We start from the raw sequence: 6,232 nt of genomic DNA on the forward strand, positions 1-6,232 counted from the left end.
ATCCTAGAAGTCCTCCCCTGCTTTTTCAATGGACAATTTCCCGGATTTGTCCTATTTTTGGACAAACCCGTCATTTTGTGGCAAAAAAATCAGGGCTTTTCTTGTAATTTCCCCTTTTCCCCTTTAAAATAGGGATATATTTCATTTGAGAGAGGATTTTCCGCCTATGAAGCAAAATGTTTCTTCCCTGCAGACGAAAAAGCTGATCGCTGAATCACTGAAAAGCCTGCTTCGTACAAAGCCTCTGGAGCGCATTACCATCAGTGATATTTCCGATACCTGCGGAATCAACCGCAAGACTTTTTACTACCATTTCCGGGATGTCTATGATCTGATCGAATGGATCTTCAAAGAAGAAGCCATCCGAACCATCAAGGACTATACGCTGCATGACGATCCGAAGGGGGCGCTGACCTTTGTCCTGCAGTTTCTGTCCGATAATGCGCAGATCTGCCGGGGGCTTCTGCAAAGCATGGGGCGCGACCATCTGAGACTCCTGCTGCACAAGGATGTGGCCCATCTTTTTTATTCCTTTATCCGACAGCATTCTCAGGATCTTTCTGTCCCGGAAGAATACAAGGAATTTTTAGCCTGCTACTACGCCGATGCCATTGTAAGCGCGATCCTTACCTGGTTTGAAAATGGTATGAAGGAGTCTCCCGGGCGGCTGATCCAGTTTCTCGTACTGACCAATGAGGACTCTATCCAGGCGGCTTTAAAGCGTGCCGAAGCACTGTTATAAGGAGGGTATATCAGATGTTGCTTGAAAAACTTTTATCTCATCCGGGATTTTTATACCAGATCGGACCGTCCTACTATTACCTGGGGAAATGGATCTGCTCTCCCTGTACGGATCAGGAAGCCAGCGACTGCCATTTCATGTTCCACATGAATCTGGACAGCCAGGAGCATCCGGAGGCCGCCTATTATTTTCTCAAGCTAAGAGCCATGTGTGAGTTTGCCCTGGAAGTCCCGTACAATCCGGACAAGATCCGAAGGGATATGGAGGAGCTCCTGGCGCGCCTGTCTCCTTCCGATCTGGAACTTCTGACCCGGCAGTTTGAAAAATTTCAGACAGCCTGGGAGGATTATGGCCAGGAAACCGTCCGGTAATTTACAAAGAAAGGCTCAAAGCCTGCTGTGCCCGACCCTGTTTTATGCCCGGTTCGGATCTCGCCAGCCGGCGCCATCTGCCTCTGCAACACACAGAAAAGGGATCACACCTGTATCTCCATACAGATAGGATCCCTTTTCTTTACAGATTTCTTTCTTTTGTTTTCTATCAGACAGTCCGCCATTCCCTGTATACGATGCATCATCTTCCAGTCGGTTTCTCTCCGCTCTCTCCAGCCGATGCCGTGTACCATCTTCTGCTTCTTTCCGTTCTTTGGGTACCGTAACTATCCTCTGTCTTCTTCGCGCTTTTATGTATTCTTTTCTATTCTTATGCGCTCTCTTCTATAAAGTAACGCTTGTACCACACCAGGAACACCAGCACGGTGTAGATCTTTCTGGCATGATTGGCATTTCCTTTGTAATGTTCATCCAAAATGCGAAGGATTTCTTCCCGTTTAAAAAACTTCCCTGCAAAATCAGAAGCAAAGTATTCTCTGGCGTAGTGGTAGTGCTTTTCCTCTGTGAACCAGATGCGGATGGGCACCGGGAATCCCTTCTTGGTTCTCTGATACCACTCTTTTGGAATCTTCCCCTTGGAAGCCTCCCGCAGCACAAACTTCGTCGTTCCATGAGCGATCTTCTGATCACTTCCGATTCCCTCTGCCACCTTCATCACTTCTTTATCCAGGAAAGGAACCCGAAGCTCCAGAGAGTGCGCCATACTCATCTTATCCGCCTTTTGCAGAATATCTCCTTCCATAAACAGTTTCAGATCCAGGAACTGTTTTTTGGTGACATCATCTTTTCCTTTCACCAGTGCATAGACCTTATCGGTGATCTCCTTTACCGGAGTCCCTCCCCGGTATGCATCCGTCAAAATCTGCTCTGCCTCTTTTTCTTCAAAGATCAGCGCTTCTCCGATGAAAGTCTCTTCTACCGGAAGTCCTGCGCGAAGGAGAGTCGTCTTCCCCTTGAAATTAGGAAGGTGCTTTGCCATCCTGGCGGCTCCCCGCACCAAAAAGGCCGGGAACTTTTTCAGGAGCCTCTGCCCCTGGTCCATATCATACCATTCATATCCACCGAAGATCTCATCTGCCCCTTCTCCGGAAAGAACTACCGTCACGCCATTGTCCTTTACCAGCTTCGCCAGAAAATACAGCGGCAGTGTGGAGGGATTGGACTGGGGCTCATCCATATGATACTGGATCTCCTCCAGCTTGCCCATACAGTCATCTCCGGTGATGGTCCGCTTGATGTTTTCAATTCCCAGAATATTTGACAGATCCTCTGCCATGGTGGTCTCATCAAAGCTTTCCTGCTCAAACCCTACGGAAAACGTCTTGTCCGGCATGAGACACGCCGTAATGTAGCTGGAGTCGATCCCTCCCGAAAGAAAGGATCCCAGCGGAACATCCGAATGCCTGTGCGCTTTGACAGAATCCTCCACTACCTCCTGGATCCTTTTTACATTTTCTTCCAGGCTTCTGTTTTCGTCTCTGAAATCAGCCTCCCAGTACTGCCCCACAGACAGCACGCCGTCCTTGTAGGTAAAAAAGTGTCCCGGACGAAGCCGCTTTACCCCTTTGAAAAAAGTCTCCTCCGGCTGGGAGGAATACTGAAATGTCAGATAGGGTTTCAGCGCCTTTTCATTGACTTCTTTTTCAAATCCGGGATGTTCCAAAAAGCTTTTGATCTCAGATGCGATCATGAGGCAGGGCTTTTGCGCCTCCGTATATTCGTACAAATAGTATGGCTTGATCCCGAAGATGTCCCGGGCGCCAAAAGCCTTTTGTTCTTCTTTGTCCCAGATACAAAAAGCAAACATCCCTCTTAACTTATGTACGATCTCTTCTCCGTACTCTACGTATCCGTGGATCAGCACTTCGCTGTCCGTATTGCTTTTAAAATGATAGCCTTTTTGCTTCAGCTCTTCCCGCAGCTCCAGGTAATTGTAAATTTCTCCGTTAAATACCAGCACCTTTGTCCCGTCTTCACTGTAGAGGGGCTGGCAGCCGGCCTCCGACAGATCCAGAATACTCAGTCTGCGAAACCCCAAAGCCGCTTTTGCATCGTGATACATGCCTCCCATATCGGGTCCTCTGTGCACAATACGATCCATCATATTCTGTAAAATTTCTTCTTTTTTTTCTCTCTCATCAAAAAAACCAACAAATCCGCACATATTCTCTCCTTTATTCTCCTATGAGCCCTGCCGACGGTCCTCAGGACGGATTTTTCGACGGCTCTCGCCGTCTGTCTTTTCGCCTCTGTTTCCTCTAAAAGAAGAAACAGGACGCTCTGTTCCAGAATAAGCATATCGTTTAAGAAAAAATCCTGCCTCGCAGGATTCTCCTGAAATAAAAAATACTGGTCATGCATCACAGCATTTCCAGCATCTTTCCAAAACAGGGGATGAGGGAATTGAACCCCCGCCAAAGGTTTTGGAGACCCCTATCATACCACTTGACCAATCCCCTACGGCTTGCGTACCTATTACTTATATCACACAGCCAACTTCTTGTCAAGTATTCTTCTGCTCCAAGCCTGTCTGTTATGGCCTGTGCTTTCTGCTTTCAAATACTGTATCTTCCTGATCCTGTCTAACTGTCATCTGACGGATCTCTTTTTAAAATACGGTTCTTTTTTATGATATCTATCGGCTCTTTTTCCCGATCCTTTATTCTTTCTCTTATTTTGAAACGTTTCTGCGCACCTTCAGCAAAACTTTTCCAATGGCCAGCACCAGCACCGCTGCCGCTGCCGCTTCCGGAATGCCTGCTGAGACAATCGTCCCCAGGATCAATCCCCAGACCGCATTCATCCCTACTTCCCGCACACTGGCATACTCTTTGGCAAACAGCAGGTAAATGCTGCCCATTACCAGAATGGTATTGACCATAGATCCTGCAAACCCAATTACCGGAAGTGCGATCTCCTGTCTGATCTTCGTTCTGGACAGCAAGACCCAAAGCCATCCTGCCGCGATCCCGATCAGGCACCGACAGCCCACGGAAACCCAGATCGCCTTACATGCTCCCGGCAGCCCCGTGGTACTAAGAAACGGGGAAAACGCAAAGGATACCAGAGTAGGTGCCATGGTATTGCTGATCAGGGAGCAAAGCCCAAATACCCCGCCCAGGATTCCTCCTGCCAGAGGCCCAAATAAAATACCGCCCAAAATTACCGGAATGTGTACGGTTGTCGCCTTGATCACAGGCAGCTGGATCATCCCCAGAGGCGTATTCGCCAGCAAGATAATGATCGCCGCCAAAAGTGCAACACCGGCCATCCAACGTGTGTCTTTCTTTTCTCTCTTCATTTTTTCCTCCTTGTTATCATTCTCATCTTCTGAGATACAATACAAATGTCGGTTTATTATATCACTTTCCGGAAAGGATAGAAAGATTTTGAATGGAAAAAGAAGAAAATTGAAGAACATTACAGCGGCTTTTTGTTAAATAAGGGAATGCTGACAGCAATGCAGATCACACTCATTGCCGCGGTGATGATCAGCGGTATGATGTATGTTTCTGTTTCCGTCGTACCATAGATCAACGAATTTCCGTCCATCAGCAGCATCGGCAAATATTTTTTTACGCCAGGTAGCAGCCCCAGCAAATATGATCCGAAGACGATACTGCCTGTGGCAGCAAGCACACCTGTGTTGGCGTCCAGAACAGTAGAAAATACGATCATCAGTGAAATGATCCACATCCCGAACTCCCACCAGCACACCACGGAAAGCATCATGTTTCGCACCACGGAATTATCCCAGAAATATGCATTGTATCCATACGTGATTCCAAAGCAGATCCAATAGCAGACTGTCCAAAGAGCACCAAGCATGATCGTTTTGGAAACAACCACCTTGTAGCGTTCCAGTCCTTTTGTCAGAGACAGCACCAGCGTACCCGTTTGGTATTCTCTGGTGAAGATACTGCTTTCCAGAAGAACAAAGGAAATAAGAGCTATTGGCATATTCCTAAAAAACTGCCCCCAGGAATCCATAGCACTTACGGTTACAGTTGTAACAGCCATACCGATTTCCGCAAGAGAATCCGACGACATCTCAAGCAGCCACGGTGTTAATTTTGCAACGGCAGGATTCATAATGCCGAACAGAACAAACAAGATGCCAAGAATGATCAGCCTGCCGGAACGAAGCTGTTCCTTTAACTCTTTTTTTATAAAGGCCAGAAGCGCTTTCATTTTTCGATCACCTCCACAAACAAAGATTCAAGGGTTGGTTCCATCCGTTCCCATTTCAAAAGGAGGATACGTTTCTCTGCTATAAAGCGCAGTATATCAAACACGGCGTAATCCCTTTCGCAAAAAGATAACCGGGTGCTGCTGATTTTCCGTACATTGGGAAAAGACTGTTGCAAAAGATTTATATCTGTTTCTTCTTTTATTTCTAAGGAATACTCTTCCCTGCGGTATTTTGCCTTAACATCGGCAAGCTTCCCCTGAATACTTACGGATCCGTTATGAAGAAAGGCTACATCTGTGCATATGCGCTCCACGTCCGATAAAATATGGGTAGAAAACAAAACCGTTGTCCGCTTTCTTACAGCAAGAAGAATCTCCAGTATTTCTTTCCTGCCTACAGGATCAAGGGCGGAAGTAGGCTCATCACAGATCAGCAGCGCCGGATGATTCAACAACGCCTGTGCAATTCCCAGCCGCTGCTTCATTCCCCTTGAAAACCCTTTTATGCGGTGTGTTTCACTGCCAAGTCCCACCAGCTCCAGCAGATCTTTACAGCGTTTCTCCTTCTCTGTTTTTTTCAGCCCGGTGATTTCACCGCAGAACAAAAGGTATTCCCGGGCGGTCATAAACGGATAAAACTCCGGTACATCGGGAAGATAACCGATATAGCGGTTTGTTCCTGTCTGTCCGTAAACAACCTTTTCTCCAGATAACGTATAATAAGTTTCGCAAATTCAATTTCATATAAAAATAGACATAGTCTATTGCCGTCGGTAAAATTAAGTTACCACACAAAATCTACCAAGGAGGCAATAGCTATGTCTGATAATATTATACAACTCAATGAAGATCTGATAAAGAACAATCTCAAAGATTTGGTGCGCAGCAGCGTCGAGGAAACTCTCAA

7 protein-coding genes and 1 tRNA gene are annotated in these 6,232 nt (G+C 46.7%); 2 read left to right on the plus strand and 6 right to left on the minus strand.

What is annotated here, in order from left to right:
* Positions 1-166: 166 nt before the first annotated feature.
* Both SOW26_RS07935 and SOW26_RS07940 read left to right on the plus strand, forming a co-directional pair.
* Positions 167-742: a TetR/AcrR family transcriptional regulator C-terminal domain-containing protein gene (locus SOW26_RS07935; protein WP_320652195.1), complete on the plus strand. Its 576-nt coding sequence runs from the start codon at positions 167-169 to the stop codon at positions 740-742.
* A gap of 14 nt (positions 743-756) precedes the next feature.
* On the plus strand, positions 757-1,113 hold the full coding sequence (locus SOW26_RS07940) for a hypothetical protein (protein WP_320652196.1): 357 nt from the start codon (positions 757-759) through the stop codon (positions 1,111-1,113).
* Between the two features lie 104 nt (positions 1,114-1,217).
* Here SOW26_RS07940 and SOW26_RS07945 read toward each other — a convergent pair whose 3' ends face one another.
* From SOW26_RS07945 to SOW26_RS07970, 6 genes are all read right to left on the minus strand, one after another.
* The gene (locus tag SOW26_RS07945; RefSeq protein WP_320652197.1) at positions 1,218-1,367 is read right to left on the minus strand and encodes a hypothetical protein; all 150 of its coding nucleotides are present in this window, start codon (positions 1,365-1,367) and stop codon (positions 1,218-1,220) included.
* Positions 1,368-1,444: 77 nt separating this feature from the next.
* Entirely contained in the window at positions 1,445-3,298 is a 1,854-nt protein-coding gene (gene asnB / locus SOW26_RS07950; RefSeq protein WP_320652198.1) for an asparagine synthase (glutamine-hydrolyzing), read from the minus strand.
* A 224-nt stretch (positions 3,299-3,522) separates the two neighbouring features.
* A tRNA-Trp gene (locus SOW26_RS07955) sits at positions 3,523-3,593 on the minus strand.
* 212 nt (positions 3,594-3,805) lie between these two features.
* Positions 3,806-4,435 carry an ECF transporter S component gene (locus SOW26_RS07960; protein ID WP_276958601.1) on the minus strand — a complete coding sequence of 210 codons (630 nt, stop codon included), beginning with the start codon at positions 4,433-4,435 and terminating at the stop codon, positions 3,806-3,808.
* Positions 4,436-4,554: 119 nt separating this feature from the next.
* Complete coding sequence (locus SOW26_RS07965; RefSeq protein WP_276958602.1) at positions 4,555-5,325, minus strand: ABC transporter permease subunit; 771 nt, start codon at positions 5,323-5,325, stop codon at positions 4,555-4,557.
* Positions 5,322-5,951: an ATP-binding cassette domain-containing protein gene (locus tag SOW26_RS07970; protein WP_418896398.1), complete on the minus strand. Its 630-nt coding sequence runs from the start codon at positions 5,949-5,951 to the stop codon at positions 5,322-5,324. The genes SOW26_RS07965 and SOW26_RS07970 overlap by 4 nt, the downstream gene beginning before the upstream one ends.
* Positions 5,952-6,232 lie beyond the last annotated feature (281 nt).

Origin of the sequence: Suipraeoptans intestinalis, assembly GCF_034091795.1 — a bacterium.
Classification (GTDB): Bacteria; Bacillota; Clostridia; order Lachnospirales; family Lachnospiraceae; genus Suipraeoptans; species Suipraeoptans intestinalis.

Bases quoted from the DNA above. Each gene is read 5' to 3' on its own strand.
- SOW26_RS07945 (WP_320652197.1), bottom strand. From the start codon at position 1,367: ATGGTACACGGCATCGGCTGGAGAGAGCGGAGAGAAACCGACTGGAAG.
- SOW26_RS07960 (WP_276958601.1), bottom strand. From the start codon at position 4,435: ATGAAGAGAGAAAAGAAAGACACACGTTGGATGGCCGGTGTTGCACTT.
- SOW26_RS07935 (WP_320652195.1), top strand. From the start codon at position 167: ATGAAGCAAAATGTTTCTTCCCTGCAGACGAAAAAGCTGATCGCTGAA.
- SOW26_RS07970 (WP_418896398.1), bottom strand. From the start codon at position 5,951: ATGACCGCCCGGGAATACCTTTTGTTCTGCGGTGAAATCACCGGGCTG.
- SOW26_RS07965 (WP_276958602.1), bottom strand. From the start codon at position 5,325: ATGAAAGCGCTTCTGGCCTTTATAAAAAAAGAGTTAAAGGAACAGCTT.
- SOW26_RS07940 (WP_320652196.1), top strand. From the start codon at position 757: ATGTTGCTTGAAAAACTTTTATCTCATCCGGGATTTTTATACCAGATC.
- asnB (WP_320652198.1), bottom strand. From the start codon at position 3,298: ATGTGCGGATTTGTTGGTTTTTTTGATGAGAGAGAAAAAAAAGAAGAA.